Genomic DNA, 20,933 nt, shown 5'->3' on the forward strand with positions numbered 1-20,933 from the left:
ACAGGCTCCAGAGCGGTATGCATGAATAGCATCGAAAATATTCTTCGAATGCATTGGATGCGTGGAGAGCTGAGGCTTTAAATGATTTCTCTTATCTCGCAATCATCTTGATTACATTTTTATAAGATCGAAATCACATAATGCATTTGGCGACACGGAGGTCTTCCATGGCCCGGATTTCACTTTTGAGCCTACCTCTGCCGGCCCCGTCCAACGGCAGAATGCCGCGTTGGCCGCAGTTGGGTCAGCGCCTGTTGCCGTGGCTGCTGCCGCTCACGTTGTTTGCCCTATGGTGGTTGGCCAGTCGCAATCACTGGATGAGCGAACAGATTCTGCCCGCCCCCGCCCTGGTGTGGAGCAGTGCAGTGGAGCTGGCCGGTGGCGAGTTATGGAGCCATCTTGCGATCAGCTTGCAGCGCCTGTTCTGGGGCCTGCTGGCCGGTATCGGCGTGGGCGCGATACTCGGCGCAATCCTGGGTTTCAGCGCCCGCGCCGAGCGTTTGGTATTCCCCACGTTCAGCGCGCTGTCGCAGGTCCCGACCCTGGCGTGGATTCCGCTGTTCATGGTGTTTTTCGGCATTGGCGAAACCTTGAAACTGGTGGTGCTGGTCAAGGCCATTGTGGTGCCCGTAACCCTGCACACCCTGGTGGGCGTGCGCGATGCCCAGCCCAACCTGCGCGAAGCCGCCCGCGTGTTGCGCCTGCCCACCCACTTGCTGATCCGCCGCCTGATCCTGCCCGCTGCGCTACCGGCGTTCATGGCCGGGGTACGCCTGGCCCTGGCGGCGGGCTGGACGTCGTTGCTGGCCGTGGAGTTGCTGGCCTCCAGCGAAGGCATCGGCTACCTGATGGTGTGGGCGCGCCAGTTGTTCATGCTCGATATTGTCTTTGTGTGCATCGTGGTCATCGGCGTGCTGGGTGTGATGATGGACCGCGGCATCGGTTGGCTGGATCGCAAGTGGGTGCACTGGCCCCATCCGGCTACAGCGCAGATCCGCCGCGGGCCACGCTATGAAGGCTGGCAACGCTTGCAACCGTGGCTGTTGCCGCTGCTATTGCTGGCGTTGTGGCAAGTGGCGACGCAACAGGGTTGGGTCGACCCGAACATTCTGGTCAGCCCCCAAGCGGTGCTGCAAACCACCGTGGCGGGCGTGCTGGATGGCAGCCTGACCACGGCGTTGGGCAAAAGCCTTGGGCGGGCCGTGGGCGGCTTGCTGCTCGGCGGCAGCCTGGGCTTTGCCGTGGGCCTGTGGCTGGGGCTGTCGCGGCGCAGTGAGCGGGTACTCGGCCCGACCCTGGCCGCGCTGCGCCAGATCGCGATTTTCGCCTGGGTGCCGCTGCTCACTGCCTGGTTCGGCCTGGGGGAACTGGCCAAGTGGGTGTTTATCGCCCTCGCGGCGTTCTTCCCGCTGTTTATCGCCACCCAGCGCAGCGTGCTCAACCTGTCGCCGCAACTGCGTGAGGCGGCGCAAGTGCTGCGCCTGAGCCTGTGGCAACGCCTGCGTCGTCTGGTACTGCCGGGGGCCGCGGCGGGGATTTTTGCCGGCCTGCGCCTGAGCCTGATCTACGCCTGGATGGGCACCATCGGCGCGGAATATTTCATGCCCTCGGACGGCGGCATCGGCAGCCTGATGATCGGCGCCCAACAGTTGCTGCGCATGGACCTGATCATGAGCGGTATGCTCCTGGTCGGCCTCACCGGCGCCGCCCTCAACCTGATCGGCCAACGCATCGAAACCCGTGCCACCCGCTGGAGACACGCATGAACGCACCGATTGTCAGCTTCAACCATGTGGGCAAAAGCTTCGATGTCGACGGCTTCGAACTGGAAGCCATCCGCGAATTCAACCTGCAGATTGCCGAAGGTGAATTCGTCGCGATTGTCGGCGCCAGCGGTTGCGGCAAGTCCACCCTACTGCGTCTGCTGGTGGGGCTCGACACACAATATCGCGGTGAGATCCAGGTTGATGGCAAGGCCGTCAGCGGTATCGGTGGCGAGCGCGGCATCGTGTTCCAGGAGCACCGCCTGTTTCCCTGGCTGACCGTGGCGCAGAACATCGGCCTGGGCCTGGTCAACGAGCCGCTGAATGAGGCCGAGCGCAACCGACGCATCAGCGATTTTATCGAGCTGGTGGGCCTGACTGATTTCACCCGCGCCTACCCCCACCAACTCTCCGGCGGCATGGCCCAACGAGTGGCAATTGCCCGTGGCCTGGTGGCCAGCCCACGCATCCTGTTGCTGGACGAACCGTTCGGCGCCCTGGATGCACTGACTCGCCAGCAGATGCAGGACGAACTCCTGGCCATTCGCGCCCGCGCCAGGATCACTACGGTGCTGGTCACCCATGATGTGGAAGAGGCGATTTTCCTCGCCGATCGCGTGGTGGTGATGGAGCCCCGGCCGGGGCGCATCAAGCAGGTGGTGGACATCACCCTGCCCCACCCGCGCCAGCGCAGCAGCTTTGAATTCCACCAACTGCGCGAAGAGCTGCTGCATGAATTGATCAGTGATGACCACTACCAGCCGCCGGTGCGCGAACAGATCCGCGACCTGCCCCTGGCGTTCATCGCTTGCTGAAAGCGAGTTTGACGGCCGGCTGCTCCTGGCGCTCAAACCGATTGGCCCGGGCGAAGGTGCCGAAATCATTGAAGCGCACGCCCATCTGGGCCATGACCTTATGCGCCACCTTGACGGTCATCTGGCGAATGTAGAAGGGCTCCTTCACCACAAAGTGATGGATGCCATGGGTGCTGCCGAAGTTGAAGCAGAACGCCTGCAACGGCCACAGCCACCAGGGGTTCAATACCTGGGTCTGCTGGATCACGTTGCCCAGTTCCACATCGCCGTAGTAGTGCATGTTGGAGCTGACAAAGTGCAGGCAGAACGTACGCAATACGTTGGGGCCGATGATCACCACTGCAGCGATGTCGATCACCTGCATCATCTGCAAGGTGCCGGCCGACCACATTATCGGCGCGCCCAACAGGCTGGCGATGCCGTTGGCGGCATGAAAGCCCAGGAAGACGTACCAGGCGCCCCAATGCAGCAGTGCCAGCGGGGCATACACCAGCACCACGCGCTTGAGGATGCTGAGCTTGTGTGCCCAGGTCTTGGCCCGCAGCATTCGGATCAAGGCCGACATCATGTTGTCGCCCACCATCAGCAAGCGCGCAACCCCCCAGGGCTCGCCGTTGGTAATGGCGCGCTCTTCCATATCGGCCTCCGTGCCGGAGACCTTGTGATGGTTGAGGTGCAAATGCCGGCGTATCCACGGGTTGATCGTGCTTGGCCGTGCCAGCCATACCAGGCCCATCATCAGGTTGTGGGGCAGGCGCTGCTTGCGAAAGTACATGCTGTGAATCAGGTCGTGCTCCAACTCGTGGGTCAGTGAAGCAAAGAACGCATTGAGCAGCAGGCACGCCCACCAGGCCAGGTGACCGCTGATATAGAGCGCCGCCGAGCCGAGCATGCCCAACAAGGCAAACGCCAGGATGCCCGCGCCCAGGGCGTCCTGATGCAGCAGCCAGGGATGGCGCTGGCGCAATCGCGCGCCCTCGGCCAGCACCACCTCACGGATATGCGCTGAACGTTGTTGTGCGTTCATCTGTTGGGGGCTTGCAGAAGTACCGTCCATGCTTCCATCCTCTTGTACATTGATGTGTCCATCCTGCCCTAAGCGATCGGGCAGGATGCTAGCCTCGGACGCCAACCTGTTGACCGCAAGCGCCAATCGCCATGACCGAACCCACTTCCCTCGCCAGTTGGACCCGCGCCCTGCGCAAGCAGCTCGACGCCCTGGGCCTGAACAGCGCAGCGCTGTGCGCCGAGGCTGGGCTCGACCCGCAGCAGATGGACGACCCCAACGCACGCTATCCGTTGTCGGCCACCACGCGCCTCTGGCAACTGGCGGTGCAGGCCAGCGGTGATCCGGCGATTGGCTTGCGGGTGTCGCGGTTCGTCAGCCCCACCACCTTTCATGCCCTCGGTTATGCCCTGGTGGCCAGCGGCAGCTTGCGCGAGGTGTTCGAGCGCATCGTGCGCTATCACCAGGTGGTCAGTGACGCCCTGAGCCTGGAGCTGACCCGCCATGGCGACGCGTACCACTTTCGCCTGCTCCAACCCCAAGGCAGCCCCGCGCCGGCGCCGGAGGCCATCGACGCCTTCGTGGCGATCTATGTGCGCACTTGCCGCAACCGCCTGGGGCGTGACTACGCGCCGTTGGCCGTTTATCTAAGGCGCCCGGAACCCGCCGACCCCACGCCGTGGCATACGGTCTTGCGCTCGCCGGTGTTTTTTGCCGCCGACGAAGACCGCCTGGAGTTCGCTGCTCACGACTTCGACAGCCATCTCGACGACGCCAATCCGGAATTGGCCGAACACAATGAAACCGTGCTCAAGCGCACCCTCGCCCACCTGCAACCACTGACCTGGGAGCGCAAGGTGCGCGCCGTCATCGAGGCGCAATTGCCCGATGGCGAGCCGAGTGCCGAACGCGTTGCCCAGGCCTTGCACCTGAGCTTGCGCAGCTTGCAGCGCCACCTGGCGGATGAAGGCTGTCGGTTTGATGCGCTGCTCAATGAGTGCAGGCAGAACCTGGCGTTGCTGCACCTGAGGGATCCGCAGTGTTCGTTGGCCGAGATCAGCCATTTGCTCGGGTTTGCCGATACCAGCAGTTTCAACCGGGCGTTCAAGCGCTGGACGGGGATGACGCCCGGGCAATTTCGAGAGGGATTGCGGTAGGAGGATTTTCAGTGGCTGTGATGGCCTCATCGGGGGCAAGCCCCCTCCCACATTCTGATTTGTGAACACGTTCAAAGTGTGGGAGGGGGCTTGCTCCCGATAGCGGTCGCTCAGGCAATCAACGCCCACGATCCCGGCGCAATACTTTCCTCACCCGTGCCACCAACACCTTGGCGTCAAACGGCTTGAGCAGGTAATCATCCTCGTGCAGCTCCAACCCCCGCAATCGGTCCTCAATGCCGCCCGGCGTGGTCAAAAACAAAATCGGCGTTTTGCCGCGTTGGCGAATCGCCTGCTGCAATTTCCAGGCGTTCAAGCCCGGCAGCATCACATCCAGAATCACCAGCTCGTACACAGAGCTTTCCACAAACCGCTGCGCCGCCATGCCGTTGGCCGCAACTTCCACAGAGAAGCCGGCCTCGCTCAGACCCTGGGCCATAAGCTGCGCCAGTTGCGGCTGGTCTTCCACTAACAACACCTGCATGTCTTTCCTCTGGGTTTGATTACAAACCTGTCATCCAATTGTGCGGCTTTTGTCCGCGTCCACTGGCTACCGTGAGCACCTGCCTCCTGGAGCCACAAACATGTATCGCACCGCTTTGTTCTTGAGCCTCGCTGTGACCACCACTGCCCAGGCCACGCCACAACTGCCGCGCCACGCCGAGCTGGATTTGCGCACCGCACGCCAACTGGCCGACGCCAGCCTGGCCCATTGCACGGCTGCGCTGACGGTACTTGATCGCGGCGGCAACCTGCTGCTGGGCCTGCGGGCTGACGGTGTCGGCCCGCACAACAGCCTCGCCAGCCAGCGCAAGGCGTACACGGCGCTGTCGAGCAAAACCCCAACCCGGCTATTCGCCGAGCGAGCCCGCACCAACCCCGAGGCTGCCAACCTTAACAGCTTGCCCGAGTTGCTGTTGCTCGGCGGCGGCGTGCCGCTGTTCGCTGATGCTGAACTGGTCGGCGCGCTGGGCATCGCCGGTGCCGGCGGCGCTGCGCAGGACGAAGCCTGCGCCGTACAGGCTGCCGAGCAACTGGGCTTGAAAATCACCCCCTGACTTGACCCCTTCCAAAAGGACTTCCCGATGAAAACCCTAAACATGACCCTTGCCGCCCTCAGCCTGAGTAGCCTGTGCAACCTGGCCCTGGCTGCCGGCAACCCGCTGAGCGTACACGTGCTCAACCTGGAAAACGGCCTGCCATCGGCCGGTGTCAGCGTCACCCTGGAACAGCATGTGGGCGATCAGTGGCAATCACTGTCCCAGGGCGTGACCAATCAACAGGGACGCATCGCCGAACTGTTCCCCGCCGACCAGAGCATGAAGCCGGGCGAGTACCGTGTGGTGTTCAAGACCGGCGATTACTACAAGAAGGCCAACCGCGAGACGTTCTTCCCCGAGGTGCCGGTGATTTTCCAGGTCAAGCAGGTCGACCAGCACTACCACATCCCGCTGTTGCTCAGCCCTTACGGCTTCTCCACCTATCGCGGTTCATAGGCCCGCGGCCAGGCGCAGCCCGGCGAGGTCCAGTATCTCGATGGCGCCGTAGCTCAAACCAATGGTGCCCTGTTGCTCCAGCGCCTTGAGCAGACTGTTGATGGTCTGGCGCGACAGGCCCAGCATCGCCGCCAGATCCTCCTGAGGCAGTTGCAACACGCGGCGCGCCTGCTCTATTTCGCCGTAACCCTGGGCGATCATCAGCAACCGATGGGCCAGACGCTTTGAGGCGGGCATCAGGCTTATCTGCTCAATATTGATCAAAGACAGGCGCAGTTTATGGCTCATCAACAGCGCCATATCGCGCCAGAACACCGGTTGTTGTTCAAGAATCTTGAGTATCGCCGCCTGCGGTATCTGCAACAGCGTGCAGGCTCCCGTGGCGAGGGCATCGTGGGTGCGTGGCAGGTTGTCGAACAGGCAGATCTCGCCGAACCAGTGAGGGGTTTCCACCAGGCTCAACACCGCTTCCTTGCCTTGGGCGCTGACAGCACTGATGCGCACCGCCCCTTCCAGCACCGCATACAGGCCACACGGCGGGTCGCCGCGCTTGAACAGAAACTGCCCTGCTGTCAGCACGCGCAACCGCGCTGCGCCCAGCAGGCTACGCTGAAAGTCTGGCGGCAAGTGGCTGAACCACTGACCGCGAACCAACTGCGCGTGCCATTTGCCTGTGTCCATGGGAACTCCGAAGATTGTCGCCCAATTGACAGTTAGGCACCGACTGACAGGGCATGATCAAACATCCTACAGGAGGAACAACAATGAAAAGCCTCGTCGACCACCTCAGTCAATACGCCGCCTACCACCGCGACCCGCGCAATATTGCCAGCCACTTTATCGGTATCCCATTGATCGTGGTTGCCGTGGCCGTGCTGCTGTCACGCCCCGAGTGGGCGGTGGGTGGCCTGTGGGTCTCGCCAGCGGTGATCCTGGCGTTGTTCTCGGCGTGGTTCTACCTGCGCCTGGAACTGGCCCTGGGCGCGCTGATGACGGTGTTGATGGGGCTGTCGGTATGGGCTGGGCATGTATTGGCGGCACAGAGCACGATGGTATGGCTGAGCAGTGGCGTGGGTATGTTTGTGGTGGGCTGGGTGATTCAGTTTGTCGGGCATTACTACGAAGGCAAGAAACCCGCGTTTGTGGACGATGTGTCGGGGCTGATCGTGGGGCCGTTGTTTGTGGTGGCGGAGTTGGCGTTTTTGCTGGGGTTGCGGCAGGACCTGCAAAAGCAGATTGAACAACGTTCAGGCCCGGTGGGACGCCGCGATCTCAAGCCAAGTGAAGTCTAAATGTGGGAGGGGCGGTGCGACGATTCGACTTGCCCCCTCCCACATTGGGTTCTGTATTGAGCTTAAGCTTTTTGCCAGACTTTGGGTTTGAAGAACAGGGTCTCGCCACGCGCCAGCCCGGTGAGGCTGTCGTGGTCTTTCACCACCTCGGCCTCGATCAACTCGCTTTGCCCTTCCACCTTCAAGGTCACGCGAGTCGTTGCACCCAACGGACGAATATCACGTACCTCGGCCGCATGGTGATCTTCCAGTTCATGCCGCGACAACGACACTTCGTGGGGTCGGAACAGCAGGTGCTTGTCTTCGCCCAAATGCAGGCGGTTCGAATCACCCAGGAAGTGATAAACAAAATCGCTTGCCGGGTTTTCGTAAACATCCCCCGGTGAGCCGATCTGCTCGATCACGCCCTTGTTCATCACCACGATGCGGTCGGCGACTTCCATGGCCTCTTCCTGGTCGTGGGTCACGAAGACCGAGGTCAGGTTGATGTCTTCGTGCAGGCGCGCCAGCCAGCGGCGCAGCTCTTTACGCACCTTGGCATCAAGGGCGCCGAAGGGCTCGTCCAGCAGCAACACTTTCGGCTCTACTGCCAGGGCGCGGGCCAGGGCGATACGTTGGCGCTGACCACCGGAGAGTTGTTCCGGGTAGCGGTCGGACAACCAATCGAGTTGCACCATGTTCAGCAGCTCATGGACCTTGGCCGCGATCTGGCTTTCATTCGGGCGCTGGTTTTTTGGTTTCATGCGCAGGCCGAAGGCGACGTTGTCGAACACGGTCATGTGGCGGAACAAGGCGTAGTGCTGGAACACGAAGCCGACATTGCGATCCCGCACATCGTGGCCGGACACGTCTTCGCCGTGGAACACGATGCTGCCGGCATCCGGGGTTTCCAGGCCGGCGATGATGCGCAGCAAGGTGGTCTTGCCGCAGCCGGACGGGCCCAGCAAGGCCACCAGCTCGCCACTCTGGATATCCAGGTTGATGCTGTCCAGGGCCTTGAAGGCGTTGAAGTTCTTGCTGACATTACGGACTTCGATCGACATGACTTATTCCTCACCGGCGCTGTTGCGCAGGCGGTTGATTCGGTTCTCGCTCCACTGCTTGAGCAGCAGGATGAAGAGCGCCAGGATCAGCAACAGGCTGGCCACCGCAAACGCGGCAACATGGTTGTATTCGTTGTAGAGGATCTCGACGTGCAGCGGCAGGGTGTTGGTGACGCCGCGAATGTGCCCGGACACCACCGACACCGCGCCGAACTCGCCCATGGCCCGCGCCGTGCACAGCACCACGCCGTAGATCAGGCCCCACTTGATGTTCGGCACGGTGACATGCCAGAACATCTGCCAGCCATTGGCGCCCAGCAGGCGCGCGGCCTCTTCTTCCTGGGTGCCTTGCTCCTGCATCAGCGGGATCAATTCCCGGGCCACGAACGGCACAGTAACGAAGATGGTCGCCAGCACGATGCCGGGCAAGGCGAACACGATCTGGATGTCATGCTCCTGCAACCACGGCCCGAAGAAGCCCTGGGCGCCGAACATCAGCACGTAGACCAGGCCCGCAATCACCGGTGAAACCGAGAACGGCAGGTCGATCAACGTGACCAGGATGCTTTTGCCACGGAACGAATACTTGCTTACGCACCAGGCCGCGCTGACGCCGAACACCAGGTTGAGCGGCACCGAAATCAACACGGCGATCACCGTGAGTTTCAGCGCCGACAGCGCGTCCGGCTCAAGGATCGCAGTGAAGAACGAACCGAGGCCATTCTTCAGGCCCTGGGACACCACGATCACCAGCGGCAACAGCAGGAACAGGGCGAACACCAGCCAGCCAAGGCCGATCAGGATACGTCGCGACGTCGCGCTGCCACGGCGGGCAGCGTTGGCCGAGGACGCGGCGGAAATAGACGATTGGGACATGTTCCGCGCCTCCTTATGGACGTTCGATGCGCCGCTGCAACAAGTTGATCAGCAGCAGCAAGACAAAGGAAACCACCAGCATCAGCACGCCAATGGAGGTGGCGCCGCGGTAGTCGTATTGGTCCAGCTTGACCATGATCAGCAACGGCAGGATTTCGGTCTTCATCGGCATGTTACCGGCGATGAAGATCACCGAACCGTACTCACCCACGCCACGGGCGAAGGCCAACGCGAACCCGGTCAGCCAGGCAGGCAACAATGCCGGCACGAGGATATGGCGGAACACCTGCAGTGGCTTGGCGCCCAGGCAAGCGGCGGCCTCTTCGACTTCCCGGGGGATGTCGGCGAGTACCGGCTGCACCGTGCGCACCACGAAGGGCAAGGTCACGAAGGTCAGCGCCAGGGTGATGCCCAAGGGGGTATAGGCGATTTTGAAGCCCAGGTCGGTTGCGAACTGGCCGACCAGGCCGTTAGGCGCATACAGCGCGGTCAAGGCAATACCGGCGACGGCAGTGGGTAAGGCGAACGGCAGGTCGATCATCGCATCGATGATCTTGCGGCCAGGGAAGGTGTAGCGCACCAACACCCAGGCCAGCAGCGTGCCGATCACGCCGTTGATCAGCGCGGCGTACAGCGCGGTGCTGAAGCTCAGCTTCAACGCCGCCAGCACGCGAGGTGCGGAGATGATGTTCCAGAACTGATCCCAGGTGAGTTGAGCGGCGTGTACAAACATCGCCGCCAGCGGGATGAGCACGATCAGGCTGAGGTACACGACGGTGTAGCCCAGCGTCAGCCCGAAGCCGGGTATGACGGGGGAAATACGACGCGACATAAGAGTCCTTGGTTAAAGGGTAGAAACCACTGTAGGAGCGCACTTTTTGTGGCAGCTGGCTTTTCTGTGGGAGCCGGGCTTGCCCGCGATGCAGGCACCTCGGTGTATCAGCCACACCACGGTGATGCTATCGCAGGCAAGCCAGCTCCCACACAAGCCCAGTTCCTACAGAAAGTCAGGCCCCTACAGTTACTTTGGCTTACTGCGCCGTGTAGATCTGGTCGAACACGCCACCGTCGTTAAAGAATTTCGGTTGGGCAGTTTTCCAGCCGCCGAAATCTTTGTCGATAGTCACCAGGTCCAGTTTCGGGAACTGCTGGGCGTATTTGGCGGCTACTTTTGCATCGCGTGGGCGGTAGAAGTTTTTCGCCGCAATCTCCTGGCCGGCCGGGCTGTACAGGTGTTTGAGGTATTCGGTGGCGATCTCGGTATTGCCTTTTTTCTCGGCGTTCTTGTCGACCACAGCCACCGGCGGCTCCGCCAGGATCGACAGGGACGGCACGACAATGTCGAACTTGTCGGCGCCGCCGTCTTCTTTCAAGGCCAGGAACGCCTCGTTTTCCCAGGCCAGCAATACGTCACCCTGACCGTTGTTGACGAAGGTAATGGTAGAACCCCGGGCGCCGGTGTCCAGTACCGGGACGTGCTTGAACAGCTCTTTCACGTATTCCTGAGCCTTGGCTTCGCTGCCTCCGGCCTTGAGGCCATAGGCCCAGGCAGCAAGGAAGTTCCAGCGCGCCCCGCCGGAGGTTTTCGGGTTGGGCGTGATCACCGACACGTCTTTCTTGATCAGGTCGCCCCAATCCTTGATGCCTTTAGGGTTGCCCTTGCGCACCAGGAACACGATGGTCGAGGTGTACGGGGTGCTGGCGTCCGGCAGACGCGTCTGCCAGTTTTCCGGCAGGGTCTTGCCCAGCTTGGCGACTTCATCGATGTCACCGGCCAGGGCCAGGGTCACCACGTCGGCGCGCAGGCCGTCGATCACTGCTCGTGCCTGCTTGCCCGAGCCGCCGTGGGACTGCTGGATCTTGACGTTGTCGCCGGGGTGAGACTGCTTCCAGAAGTTGGTGAACTCTGCGTTGTAGTCCTGGTACAGCTCACGGGTCGGGTCGTACGAGACATTGAGCAACTCGTAGTCCTTGGCAACAGCGGTACCGGCAAACACGGCACTGGCCAGCGCGGCCAAGGCATAACGGCGAATCGACGACATAGAAGCTCCTGAAATTCTTGAGTGTTGGCTTTTCTTATAGTTGCGGGTCTATCGCCGTTCTTGCTCAGCTCGGTTTGTTACCCGGGTTCTGCAGACGGAATTTTTCCTTGCGCTCGATCTGTACCACTTGGGCGTTGTGCACAGTGATTTCCACCGCGCCAAAGCGCAGATCGCGCAAGGCGCTCTGGATCTCACGCAAAATGGCTGCTTCGTCCTGGCCGTCGACGCTACGTAGAGATGCGCTCATGGTCTCGCTCCTGAAATGAATAGTGCCTGGCAGTGACGACACTGCTTGCGGCGTGAGGGCGATAGTAGATAAGCGTGGATATTCTTAAAAATACTATTTAAGAATGTTTATATAACCAGAAAGAATTTTCTGATAGGGCGCAGGGTTGCGGGTGGATTTTCTGCTCAGATGCTGAAGTTAAGGCCTGATGTGATCCAAATGTGGGAGCAAGCCCCCTCCCACATTTTGAGCGCATTTCAAGTCTGGATTTGGGGTGCTCGGGTCCAGTCGATAGCGTCGGCCGGCATCGGCCGTCCAAACCAGTATCCCTGGCCCATATCGCACTCCTGATCCAACAGGAACCGCGCCTGTTCCACCTGCTCGATTCCTTCGGCATGTACCTGCATCCCCATGCTTTTGGCCAGGGCGATGACCACACGCACGATCGCGGCGTCGTCTTCGTCCCACGGCAGACCGGCGACGAAGCCTTGGTCGATCTTCAGCTTCTGCACCGGCAGGCGCTTGAGGCGCAACAGCGACGAGTAGCCGGTGCCGAAATCGTCGATGGCCAGGCGCAAGCCCAGTTCGCGCAGACGGTGCAGTTGCTCAAGGGCCACCTCCGGGTCGTCCATCACAGCGCTTTCGGTGACTTCCAGCTCAAGAAACGCCGGGTCCAGGCCCGTGTCGTGCAGCACCTGAGCCACTTGTTCATAGAGTTCACGCCGGGCAAACAGGCGGCTGGAGACGTTGACGGCGATAAAGCCCAACGGCGCGCCGTCCGCCAGCCATTGGCACATCTGCCGGCACGCCTGGTCCATCACCCACGCGTCGATATCGGCAATCAACCCGGTGCGTTCGGCGATGGGGATGAATTCGCCAGGGGGCACCAGGCCGCGCTCCGGATGCTGCCAGCGCACCAGCGCTTCAACGCCCACCAAACGGCTGTCGGGCAGGTTATGCACCGGCTGGTAGTAGACGCGCAGTTCCTGCTGGTCGAGGGCCCGGCGCAGTTCGCTGGCGATCTCCACGCGATTTTGCGCGTGAGCGGTCAGCTCTTCGGTGTACAGGGCATAGCCCTCGCGGCCGGCGCTTTTGGCCTTGAACAACGCGGAGTCGGCATTGCGCAGTAATTGCTCGGCGCTCAAGGCATCGCTGGGGAACAGGCTGATGCCAATACTGGCGCTGATAAACAATTGATTACCGTCAAAAACAAACGGGTCTTTCATGGCATTGAGCATGCGCTGCGCCAAGGCAGCGGCCTGGATCACCTGTGGACAACTTTCCGCCAGCACCGCGAACTCGTCGCCGCCCAGCCGCGCGAGTGTGACCCCAGGCCCGAACAGGCCCTTGAGACGGTCAACCACCAGCTTGAGCAACTGGTCTCCAACATTGTGGCCAAGGCTGTCATTGATGATCTTGAAGTGGTCCAGGTCCATTAACAGCAGGGCACAGCCACGCTTGTGCACTTGCGCCGAGGCCAGGGCCTGCTCGGTACGATCGGTGAATAAAAGGCGGTTGGGCAGGTCGGTGAGCGGGTCGTGATGGGCCAGGTGCGCCAGTTCGTGTTCGGAGTCCTTGATGGCGCTGATGTCCGAGAACACCGCGACGTAATGGCTGATATGGCCCCGCTCATCGCGAATCACACGGATGGTTTGCCACTGTGGATACACCTCGCCGCTTTTGCGGCGGTTCCAGATTTCGCCGCTCCATTCGCCTTCGCGTTTCAGGGTCTGAAACATCTGTTGATAGAAAGCCGACGAATGGCGCCCGGACTTGAACAGGCTGGGTGGTCGGCCCATGACGTCTTCGCGGCGGTAGCCGGTAATCTCCATGAATGCCCGGTTGACGTGCACGATCAGGCCCTGGGCATCGGTGACCAATACACCTTCGCGGGTGCAATCGAACACGGCTGCCGCCTGTTGCAGGCGTACGCGGTTTTCTTGCAGGGGTAGCTGCAGTTGGTGGGCGCGGGCGAAACGTACGCCCATCAGGTATATGGCCAGCGCACTCAGGGCTACCCACACGTAGCCGCGAAGTTGCAGCCAATGCGCCAGCGCCCCCGGTTCATCAATAAAGTTGATCAATAATTGGTGGCTGAGTCTGAGCCATACAACGGAAATCAGCAGGTATACCAGCCCCGCACGTAGGGCTCCTCGGTATGAAAACAGCATATGGTCAGTAATCCTTACCAAAAAAACAGAATCGCCCTACGAAGGCTGGGGATTATAGAATAAGAAACATCCAGTCACTCCTATCTGAAAGAGCGGCTGGTTTTCTCTGTAGGCTTAGTGATAATGCGTGAGCTGTTCTTTTCTTTATCTGAGGGCCATACAGCCTATGTGGTACAACGGTTTTCTTGACCTGTCAGCCTGGCAACTGGTGGCAGTCACGCTGTTGATGACCCACGTGACCATTATTGGGGTCACTGTCTATCTGCACCGTTATTCGGCCCATCGCTCCCTTGAGCTCAATGCCGGCCTGAAACACTTCTTCCGCTTCTGGCTGTGGCTGACCACGGCGCAGAACACCCGCGAGTGGACCGCCATCCACCGCAAGCACCACGCCAAATGCGAAACCGTCGATGACCCGCACAGCCCGGTGATCAAGGGCCTGTCCACGGTGCTGCGCAAAGGCGCCGAGCTGTACCGTGCCGAGGCGGAAAACCCCGAGACCTTGCGCATCTACGGCAAGAACTGCCCGGACGACTGGATCGAACGCAAGCTCTACACGCGCTACCCGCTGTTGGGCGTGGCGCTCATGGGCGTGATCGACCTGCTGCTGTTCGGCACCATCGGTATCACCATCTGGGCGATCCAGATGATGTGGATTCCGTTCTGGGCCGCCGGCGTGATCAATGGCCTGGGCCATGCCGTGGGCTATCGCAACTTCGAATGCCGTGACGCCGCCACCAACCTGGTGCCGTGGGGCATCATCGTCGGCGGCGAAGAGCTGCATAACAACCACCACACCTACCCCAACTCGGCCAAGCTGTCGGTGAAGAAGTGGGAGTTCGACCTGGGCTGGGCCTGGATCAAGGTGTTCAGCTTCCTGCGCCTGGCCAAGGTGCAGCGTGTTGCCCCCATCGCCCACCGCGTCGAAGGCAAGGGCAGCCTGGACATGGACACCGCCATGGCGATCCTCAACAACCGTTTCCAGATCATGGCCCAATACCGCAAGTTGGTAATCGGCCCGCTGGTCAAGCAGGAGCTGGAGAAGGTCGATCACTCGGTACGTCACCAGTTCCATCGTGCCAAGCGCCTGTTGTCACGGGAAACCAGCTTGCTGGATGACCGTCACCACTTGCGCATCCAAAGCATGTTGGAGCACAGCCATGCGCTGACCGTGATCTATGAAAAGCGTCTGGCGCTCCAGCAGATCTGGCTCAAGACCAGCACCAATGGCCACGATATGCTGGCCGCGATCAAGGAATGGGTGCACGAAGCCGAGGCCAGTGGCATTCAATCCCTGCGCGACTTTGCCCACCAGTTGAAGACCTACTCGCTGCGCCCTGCGGCGGTCTGACGGTACTTTGGGAGGGCTTGCCCTCCCACACACTGGCTTTTTGGCGCCATTTTCCGGGCACCGTCAATCCATGCCGATCACGGAACTTCACTGCAAATCCCCTCTCTCAAAGAACACTTCGCCATCATGGTGACCCCTTGTAGTGACCGCTGCTCCATCCTGCGGCGCGCCCAGAGAGAGTTGTACCGATGGTTCAAGAAAAGCCCTGCCTGCCCGATGTGCCCACTGCCGAGCCGCCGCGTCCGGCCGCGGCGGCGACCCTGTTGGCGCTGATGCATGCCCAGGGCGAAGTGGAGCGGCTGAGTGAGCGCGAGCAATTGCTCAGTTCGCTGTTGGTGAGCGTGAACGCCGTGCTCTGGGCCATCGATTGGGCTACCCGTCGCGTGCTGTATGTGAGCCCAGCCTACGAGCGCATATTCGGCCGTTCGGCCGGCTTGCTGTTGGCCGACCACCGCGAATGGCGCAACAGCGTTCACCCCGAAGACCTCGATTACGCCGAACACAGCCTGGCCCGCGTGCTGGAACAAGGCGCCGTGGAAGACCGCGAGTACCGCATCATCACCGCCGACGGGCAAATCCGCTGGCTGAGTGACAAGTGCTACATCAACCAGCAGGTGGTGCCCGGTGAACCGCTGATTGTGGTTGGCATGGCCGAAGACATCACCGAAAAGAAGCTGCTGGAGCTGGAACTGCAACGTCTGGCCACCACCGACGTGCTGACCCAAAGCAGCAACCGCCGGTATTTTTTCGAATGCGCCAACCAGGCGTTCGACAACGCCTGCGTTCAGGGCACACCGCTGGCGTTCCTGTTGCTGGACATCGATGACTTCAAGGACGTCAACGACACCTACGGCCACCTGGAGGGCGACCAGGTGCTGCGGCGCATCGCTGAGAGTGGTCGGGGGGTATTGCGCCGTGGCGACCTGTTCGGGCGCATTGGCGGCGAAGAGTTTGCCGCCGTCCTGCCGGGTTGCCCACCGGAGATGGCCCTGCAGGTTGCCGAGCGGTTGGGCAAGGAAATCCAGGCGTTGGTGTTCAGCTACGAAGGGCATGAATTCAATGTGACTGTCAGCCAGGGCCTGGCCGGCCTGCGCGAAGACGACTCCACCCTCGACAGCCTGTTTGCGCGAGCGGATGCGGCGATGTACGAGGCAAAACGCCAAGGCAAGAACCGCGTTATAGCCGGTTAATACCGATCAACTGTGGGAGCTGGCTTGCCTGCGATGGCGTCTTGGCTGACCCACCGCTATCGCAGGCAAGCCAGCTCCCACAATTGATCGGTGTGTGTTTCAGGTTTTGCGCACTCGGGTCAGTTCCGGCAAGCCGACCTTGAGCAGCCGCGCGGTCTTGCTGCCCGCCAGTTCTTCCAGCCCTTCGTGCTCAGTCAGCCGCGCCATTTGCACTGCGAGGTTCACCACCAGGGCTTCGCGCGAATACACCCCGCCTTCAAGTGAATAGATCCCTGCGATCAACTGCCGCAACTCCAGCGGCAAGCGCCAACGCGTGCGCAACGCCGAACCGTAGGCGGCGCCGAAGTTGTCGAGGGATTCGCCGATCGCTTCGTCATCCAGGGCGCCGCCACCCTGACGCCAGTCTTCCAGGCAGCGCAACAAGGCCAGGTCGCCCAACCGATGCAGGATGCAGGCGCTGTAGCAGCGCTGGTGATCCAGTTCCAACATGCGTGCCAGGCGCCGGGCGTACTCGGCGCTGTCCTCGGACAACTGCCAGTGCCGCTCGGCGTAGGCCACCAGGCCGGGGTCACCCAGCACCACGTTGTGCTTGAGCGCAAGGCCCAGGATGAGGTTCATGCTTTGCCCGGGGACCAGCTTGTTCAGGGCCGCGTGCAGCGTCTGCACCGGCGTGCCGTGATACCCGGCACTGTTGGCGGCAGCGATCAGCACAGCGGTGATTTGCGGGTCCATGCGCACCTGATCTTCAAGCTGCTGCAGGTCCACGCCCTCGGGGCCCAGGCTGCGATGCACCGCCGCTTTCACGTCCACGCGCAACGGTGCGCCATCGCAGACCTCTCGGCGCTGCTCCAGGAATGCTGGCAAGGTCATTCCCGGTGCCAGCGCCGGGATCTCGCAATACACGCTTTCGCCTTCGTTAAGCAGCAGGTCTTGCAGGCGCTGGGTCAGGCTCTCCATGTTCAGCGGGCGGGTCAGGTAGGCCGTGGGCGCCAGGGGCAAGGCTTCGCGTACGCTGGCGCTGTCGTTGCGACTGCTCAGCAGAATAAATGGCAATGCGGGGGAGCGGCGCTGCTGGCGCACACTGCGCAGCAGGCTCAGGCCATCGACGCCTGCAAGCTCCCAATCCGCCAGGATCAGGTCATAGCTTTTCTCACGCAACAGCGCAGCAGCGTGGTCACCATCTGCGCACACATCCAGCCGCGCATCACAACGCACATTCAACAACACTTGCTTGAGCAGGTCCCGCGACCAGGGGTCCGCCTCGGCAATCAACACTCGGGGTACAGCAGGTAAATCAACAGCAGTCATCCAGCACGCTCCATCGGCAATGCTTGCACCTTAGACAATGCCGCCGCGTGCGTACAATGAAGCAGGCACAAAAAAACCGCCGAAGCGGTTTTTTTGCTTTTCGTAGGAGCGGGGCGTCTCAGAGTTCAGAGAAACACTCTTCGATAATCGCCAGGCCCTTGTCCAACTGCTCGTCCGGCGAGGTCAGCGGCACCAGTACGCGCAACACGTTGCCGTAAGTACCACAAGACAGCAGGATCAAGCCCTTGTCACGCGCCTTGGCCACCACGGAGGCAACGGCGGCAGCGTTTGGCTTGTGGGTGTCGCCGTCTTCGAACAGCTCGACCGCGATCATCGCGCCCAGGGCACGCACTTCGCCGATCACCGGGTACTTGGCCTGGATGGCCTTGAGGCCCGTCACCAGGCGCTCGCCGACAGCCTTGCAGCGGTCCAGCAGGTGCTCTTCTTCGAACACTTCCATCACCGCAAGGGCTGCCGCACAGGCAATCGGGCTACCGGCATAGGTGCCGCCCAGGCCGCCTGGGGCGATGGCATCCATGTATTCGGCCTTGCCACACACACCGGCCAGCGGGAAGCCGCCAGCGATGGATTTGGCGAAGGTGGTCAGGTCGGCGGCAACGCCCATCTGTTCCATGGCGAAGAAGGTACCGGTACGCCCGGCACCGGTTTGCACTTCGTCGGCAATCAGCAGGATACCGTGCTTGTCGCACAGTTCGCGCAGGCGCTGCATGAAGGCTTTCGGCGCGACGTAGAAACCGCCCTCGCCCTGCACCGGTTCGATGATGATGGCGGCGATATCACGCGGCTCGGCATCGTTCTTGAAGATGCGCTCGATGCTGGCGATCGAGTCATCGACGCTCACGCCGTGCAGTTCGTTCGGGTACAGCGCACGGAACACGCCACCTGGCATCAGGCCCATGCCGGCCGAGTAAGGCACGACCTTACCGGTCAGGCCGAGGGTCATCATGGTGCGGCCGTGGTAAGCGCCAGTGAAGGCGATCACGCCGGCGCGGCCCGTGGCGGCGCGGGCGATCTTCACGGCGTTTTCGACCGCTTCGGAACCGGTGGTGACCAGCAGGGTTTTCTTGGCGAAATCACCCGGCACCTTGGCGGCGACTTTTTCGCACACTTCTACGTAGGGCTCGTAGGCCAAAACCTGGAAGCAGGTGTGGGTCAGCTTGTTCAACTGCTCGGTCACGGCCGCGATGATTTTCGGGTGCACGTGGCCGGTGTTCAGCACGGCGATACCGCCGGCGAAGTCGATGAACTCGCGACCTTCAACGTCGGTCACGGTGGCGTTCTTCGCAGAGTCGGCGAAGATCGGGTGAATCTGGCCAACACCGCGCGGTACAGCGGCTTCGCGGCGTTTCATCAGGGAAGCGTTGGTCTTGCTCATAAAGTCCTCATTCGCCACTCATCGGGTGGCGTGGTCCAAGGCATACGTGGCGGGGAGGCAACTACGGCAGCATTCGATGATCGACTGCCCCAGCTTTCCCGGCCACTACGAATAACGATGTGAAGCACGCAAAGGGACAGCGCTCTCGTGCCCTCTGCGTTTACTGCAATCCCGCGCCTTAGATACCCAGGCAGAGGTATTTGATTTCCAGGTAATCCTCGATCCCGTACTTGGAGCCTTCACGGCCCAGGCCCGAGGCCTTGATACCGCCGAACGGTGCCACTTCGTTGGAGATCAACCCGGTGTTGACGCCGACCATACCGTATTCCAGGGCCTCGGCCACACGGAACACACGGCCCAGGTCACGCGCATAGAAATACGACGCCAGGCCGAACTCGGTGTCGTTGGCCATGGCGATCACATCGGCTTCGTCTTTGAAGCGGAACAGCGGCGCCAGAGGGCCGAAGGTTTCTTCCTTGGCCACGGCGGAGTCTTTGGAGACGTTGGTGAGGATGGTCGGCTCAAAGAAATTGCCTTCCATCGCCTTGCCACCGGCCAGCAGCGTGGCGCCTTTGCTCAGGGCATCCGCGATATGTTCCTGAACCTTGGCCACGGCCTTTTCGTCGATCAACGGGCCCGTGGTGGTGCCTTCTTCCAGACCGTTACCGATCTTCAATTTGGTCACCGCGACCTTGAGCTTTTCAGCGAAGGCGTCGTACACCGAATCCTGAATGTACAGGCGGTTGGCGCACACGCAGGTCTGGCCGTTGTTGCGGTACTTGGAGATGATCGCGCCTTCGACGGCCTTATCCAGGTCGGCGTCGTCGAACACGATGAACGGTGCGTTACCGCCCAGCTCCAGGGAGACTTTCTTGATGTCTTTGGCGCATTCGGCCATCAACTGGCGACCGATTTCGGTCGAACCGGTGAAGGACAATTTACGCACGATCGGGTTGCTGGTCAGTTCGCCGCCGATGTCGCCGGCGCTGCCGGTGACCACGCTGAGCACGCCTTTGGGGATACCGGCGCGGTGCGCCAGCTCAACCAGGGCGAGGGCCGAGAACGGCGTTTGCGAGGCCGGTTTGATCACCATGGTGCAACCGGCGGCCAGGGCCGGGCCGGCTTTGCGGGTGATCATCGCCGCAGGGAAGTTCCACGGGGTGATGGCTGCGGTCACGCCGATCGGCTGCTTGATCACGATCAGGCGCTTGTCGGGCTGGTGGCCGGGGATCACGTCACCGTAGATGCGCTTGGCTTCTTCGGCGAACCACTCGATAAAGGAGGCGGCGTAGACGATTTCGCCCTTGGCTTCGGCCAGCGGCTTGCCTTGTTCGAGGGTCATCAGGCGGCCGAGGTCGTCCTGGTTTTCGATCAACAGTTCAAACCAGCGGCGCAGCTTGTTGGCGCGCTCCTTGGCGGTGAGTGCACGCCAGGCCGGCAGGGCCTTGTCGGCGGCTTCGATGGCACGGCGGGTTTCCGCGGCGCCCATCTTCGGCACGCTGCCGAGAATCTCGCCCGTGGCCGGGTTGTTGACCTTGATGGTCTGACCGTTGTCCGCATCGACCCAAGCGCCATCGATAAAGGCTTGCTGGCGGAACAATTGGGTATCTTTGAGCTGCATGTCGGCTTTCCTTAACAGCACCGCGCGCACGCGGAGCGAATTAGAGTTGTTGAAAGGCGCCTTGTGGGCTGCCGTCAGGGAAATCAGCCCCAGCGCGCGGAAGAAATAAAAGTGCGCACGGGAGACAGAGCGTTTGAAATCTCAAACGAATCCTAGGATCAATGGGGGTACAGGGCAATA

The 20,933-nt window shown here is 61.3% G+C and carries 20 protein-coding genes; 8 read left to right on the top strand and 12 right to left on the bottom strand.

Translation table 11 applies throughout. The features are described 5' to 3' along the window. Nucleotides 1-167: 167 nt before the first annotated feature. Both QMK52_RS06025 and QMK52_RS06030 read left to right on the top strand, forming a co-directional pair. Nucleotides 168-1,766 (top strand): ABC transporter permease, encoded by a 1,599-nt coding sequence (locus QMK52_RS06025; RefSeq protein WP_320403925.1) that lies wholly within the window; start codon nucleotides 168-170, stop codon nucleotides 1,764-1,766. Continuing rightward, nucleotides 1,763-2,578 carry an ABC transporter ATP-binding protein gene (locus QMK52_RS06030; RefSeq protein ID WP_194439774.1) on the top strand — a complete coding sequence of 272 codons (816 nt, stop codon included), beginning with the start codon at nucleotides 1,763-1,765 and terminating at the stop codon, nucleotides 2,576-2,578. Before QMK52_RS06025 ends, QMK52_RS06030 begins: the two co-directional genes overlap by 4 nt. Here the strand turns inward: QMK52_RS06030 and QMK52_RS06035 are convergent. After that, entirely contained in the window at nucleotides 2,565-3,635 is a 1,071-nt protein-coding gene (locus tag QMK52_RS06035; protein ID WP_194439772.1) for a fatty acid desaturase, read from the bottom strand. The two genes, QMK52_RS06030 and QMK52_RS06035, sit on opposite strands and share 14 nt — an antisense overlap. 101 nt (nucleotides 3,636-3,736) lie before the next feature. On the opposite strand from QMK52_RS06035, the gene QMK52_RS06040 reads away from it, so the two are divergent. Further along, the gene (locus QMK52_RS06040) at nucleotides 3,737-4,741 is read left to right on the top strand and encodes an AraC family transcriptional regulator (RefSeq protein ID WP_005783721.1); all 1,005 of its coding nucleotides are present in this window, start codon (nucleotides 3,737-3,739) and stop codon (nucleotides 4,739-4,741) included. Between the two features lie 118 nt (nucleotides 4,742-4,859). Here QMK52_RS06040 and QMK52_RS06045 read toward each other — a convergent pair whose 3' ends face one another. After that, the gene (locus tag QMK52_RS06045; RefSeq protein WP_005783719.1) at nucleotides 4,860-5,225 is read right to left on the bottom strand and encodes a response regulator transcription factor; all 366 of its coding nucleotides are present in this window, start codon (nucleotides 5,223-5,225) and stop codon (nucleotides 4,860-4,862) included. Nucleotides 5,226-5,325: 100 nt separating this feature from the next. Between QMK52_RS06045 and QMK52_RS06050 the strand changes: the two genes are divergently transcribed. Both QMK52_RS06050 and uraH read left to right on the top strand, forming a co-directional pair. Next, nucleotides 5,326-5,799: a GlcG/HbpS family heme-binding protein gene (locus QMK52_RS06050; protein ID WP_194439770.1), complete on the top strand. Its 474-nt coding sequence runs from the start codon at nucleotides 5,326-5,328 to the stop codon at nucleotides 5,797-5,799. Nucleotides 5,800-5,826: 27 nt separating this feature from the next. Beyond that, nucleotides 5,827-6,237, top strand: coding sequence for a hydroxyisourate hydrolase (uraH, locus tag QMK52_RS06055; protein WP_005783714.1), 411 nt, complete (start codon nucleotides 5,827-5,829; stop codon nucleotides 6,235-6,237). On the opposite strand, the gene QMK52_RS06060 is transcribed toward uraH, so the two are convergent. Beyond that, nucleotides 6,232-6,918: a Crp/Fnr family transcriptional regulator gene (locus QMK52_RS06060; RefSeq protein ID WP_005783713.1), complete on the bottom strand. Its 687-nt coding sequence runs from the start codon at nucleotides 6,916-6,918 to the stop codon at nucleotides 6,232-6,234. The two genes, uraH and QMK52_RS06060, sit on opposite strands and share 6 nt — an antisense overlap. Before the next feature lie 83 nt (nucleotides 6,919-7,001). On the opposite strand from QMK52_RS06060, the gene QMK52_RS06065 reads away from it, so the two are divergent. Beyond that, nucleotides 7,002-7,529 carry a DUF962 domain-containing protein gene (locus QMK52_RS06065; RefSeq protein ID WP_194439768.1) on the top strand — a complete coding sequence of 176 codons (528 nt, stop codon included), beginning with the start codon at nucleotides 7,002-7,004 and terminating at the stop codon, nucleotides 7,527-7,529. 62 nt (nucleotides 7,530-7,591) lie between these two features. Here QMK52_RS06065 and QMK52_RS06070 read toward each other — a convergent pair whose 3' ends face one another. From QMK52_RS06070 to dibA, 6 genes are all read right to left on the bottom strand, one after another. Further along, complete coding sequence (locus tag QMK52_RS06070; protein ID WP_005783710.1) at nucleotides 7,592-8,572, bottom strand: sulfate/molybdate ABC transporter ATP-binding protein; 981 nt, start codon at nucleotides 8,570-8,572, stop codon at nucleotides 7,592-7,594. A gap of 3 nt (nucleotides 8,573-8,575) precedes the next feature. Then, a complete protein-coding gene (cysW, locus tag QMK52_RS06075; RefSeq protein ID WP_005783709.1) occupies nucleotides 8,576-9,448 on the bottom strand; it encodes a sulfate ABC transporter permease subunit CysW in 873 nt (290 codons plus the stop codon). Nucleotides 9,449-9,461: 13 nt separating this feature from the next. Then, nucleotides 9,462-10,280 carry a sulfate ABC transporter permease subunit CysT gene (gene cysT / locus QMK52_RS06080; RefSeq protein ID WP_005783708.1) on the bottom strand — a complete coding sequence of 273 codons (819 nt, stop codon included), beginning with the start codon at nucleotides 10,278-10,280 and terminating at the stop codon, nucleotides 9,462-9,464. A gap of 199 nt (nucleotides 10,281-10,479) precedes the next feature. Further along, on the bottom strand, nucleotides 10,480-11,490 hold the full coding sequence (locus QMK52_RS06085) for a sulfate ABC transporter substrate-binding protein (RefSeq protein WP_320403926.1): 1,011 nt from the start codon (nucleotides 11,488-11,490) through the stop codon (nucleotides 10,480-10,482). Between the two features lie 64 nt (nucleotides 11,491-11,554). Continuing rightward, nucleotides 11,555-11,737, bottom strand: coding sequence for a sulfur starvation response protein OscA (gene oscA, locus QMK52_RS06090; protein WP_003170956.1), 183 nt, complete (start codon nucleotides 11,735-11,737; stop codon nucleotides 11,555-11,557). A gap of 236 nt (nucleotides 11,738-11,973) precedes the next feature. After that, a complete protein-coding gene (gene dibA, locus QMK52_RS06095) occupies nucleotides 11,974-13,887 on the bottom strand; it encodes a phosphodiesterase DibA (protein WP_320403927.1) in 1,914 nt (637 codons plus the stop codon). Nucleotides 13,888-14,053: 166 nt separating this feature from the next. Here dibA and desA point away from each other — a divergent pair, with 166 nt between their 5' ends. Both desA and QMK52_RS06105 read left to right on the top strand, forming a co-directional pair. Further along, a complete protein-coding gene (gene desA, locus QMK52_RS06100; protein WP_005783697.1) occupies nucleotides 14,054-15,238 on the top strand; it encodes a delta-9 fatty acid desaturase DesA in 1,185 nt (394 codons plus the stop codon). Nucleotides 15,239-15,426: 188 nt separating this feature from the next. After that, complete coding sequence (locus QMK52_RS06105; protein WP_320403928.1) at nucleotides 15,427-16,428, top strand: sensor domain-containing diguanylate cyclase; 1,002 nt, start codon at nucleotides 15,427-15,429, stop codon at nucleotides 16,426-16,428. A gap of 99 nt (nucleotides 16,429-16,527) precedes the next feature. Here the strand turns inward: QMK52_RS06105 and QMK52_RS06110 are convergent, their stop codons facing one another. The 3 genes from QMK52_RS06110 to gabD all read right to left on the bottom strand — a co-directional run bounded on the left by QMK52_RS06110 (nucleotide 16,528) and on the right by gabD (nucleotide 20,753). Further along, the gene (locus QMK52_RS06110; RefSeq protein ID WP_005783684.1) at nucleotides 16,528-17,736 is read right to left on the bottom strand and encodes an HDOD domain-containing protein; all 1,209 of its coding nucleotides are present in this window, start codon (nucleotides 17,734-17,736) and stop codon (nucleotides 16,528-16,530) included. Nucleotides 17,737-17,854: 118 nt separating this feature from the next. Further along, nucleotides 17,855-19,132 carry a 4-aminobutyrate--2-oxoglutarate transaminase gene (gabT, locus tag QMK52_RS06115; RefSeq protein WP_005783681.1) on the bottom strand — a complete coding sequence of 426 codons (1,278 nt, stop codon included), beginning with the start codon at nucleotides 19,130-19,132 and terminating at the stop codon, nucleotides 17,855-17,857. Between the two features lie 178 nt (nucleotides 19,133-19,310). Continuing rightward, nucleotides 19,311-20,753: an NADP-dependent succinate-semialdehyde dehydrogenase gene (gene gabD, locus QMK52_RS06120; RefSeq protein ID WP_005783679.1), complete on the bottom strand. Its 1,443-nt coding sequence runs from the start codon at nucleotides 20,751-20,753 to the stop codon at nucleotides 19,311-19,313. Nucleotides 20,754-20,933 lie beyond the last annotated feature (180 nt).

The sequence above is a fragment of the Pseudomonas sp. P9_2 genome, assembly GCF_034008255.1.
Lineage (GTDB): Bacteria > Pseudomonadota > Gammaproteobacteria > Pseudomonadales > Pseudomonadaceae > Aquipseudomonas > Aquipseudomonas synxantha_A.